Source organism: Pseudanabaena sp. SR411 (assembly GCF_002251945.1).
GTDB lineage: Bacteria > Cyanobacteriota > Cyanobacteriia > Pseudanabaenales > Pseudanabaenaceae > Pseudanabaena.
Window position 1 is genome coordinate 1 of record NZ_NDHW01000006.1, and the last position, 1,009, is coordinate 1,009.

The window sequence follows — 1,009 nt, forward strand, 5'->3', positions numbered from 1 at the left end:
CAGCATTAGCAAGTTGGAATTTATCACCATGCTTGCGGGGACGACCATAACCACTATATGGCTCAGGGGCTTTGTACAAGAATCGATTCGGGCGTAGCCGCAGCAGTAAATCTGCGGGGATATCCTCGGTCAAATTGATAAATGCGGCACTACCATATTCGCTGTCATAGGTGGCGATCGGTCTTACCGACAAATCGCGACATACTTGCCTCAGTTGGAATGCGCCTCTTTGGGCTGCTGTCTCAAAACTACTGATCCGCTCGTGACATAAAGGGATTGCCCAACTCCCTGACTTTTCTGGCACCCATCCCAAGGTGCTGTAGTCATGCCCTAACACAATGGGTTTGTTACCTTCAACCAAATTCGGTTGATGCACAAAACTCCGTTCTTTTAAGGTTTTAGCATGGGGTCTTCCCCATCCTGTATGGTCTCCTGCTAGCAAGGGTCGGATATCTTTGGGTATTTGTTCGACACATAGTCGTCTGAGTCTTCCTCGTCTTGGTCGGCTATCTTTTAACGATTCATATAGACTTGACCATTTCCGTCGATACACTGCTGATAAAGATAATTCTGCAAATGATTTCACACTTGGACTGGTCAATACTGCATCCATCAAGTCAAATATTGCATCTCGCCCGTTCCCTAAAAATCTATATACCTGTTGACGGAATTCCTGTAATTTATCAATAATCATGACTGTAGATGTGCTTTTTCTTTTTCATCTACTGTAGGCAGTTTGTATCTCTTTTACTCTGCCTTTTTTCCTTTTTTAGTCTAAACTCCAGTAATCTAACCAAGCAATCTCAAATATCATTCGCTGAAGCAACTAAAAACTTCATCGGTTGTTTGGATAGCAATTTAGAAGACCTGTCTCACAATCCCGACTATATAGCAATCCTAAATGATTTGTGAGAAAGTAGAAACTGGAAAAATGTTTTTAGAGAAGATAAAAATGACAGAAGAACTGCAAGAATTTATCGAGGCAAATCGGGATGCAAGAGAACTAAAA

Annotated in this window: 1 protein-coding gene; it reads right to left on the reverse strand. The window is 42.0% G+C overall.

Going from position 1 to position 1,009, the window contains the following annotated elements:
• A partial coding sequence (locus B9G53_RS00080) for a transposase (RefSeq protein WP_141211647.1) occupies nt 1-694 on the reverse strand: 694 nt, incomplete at its 3' end.
• Between the last annotated feature and the right edge of the window lie 315 nt (nt 695-1,009).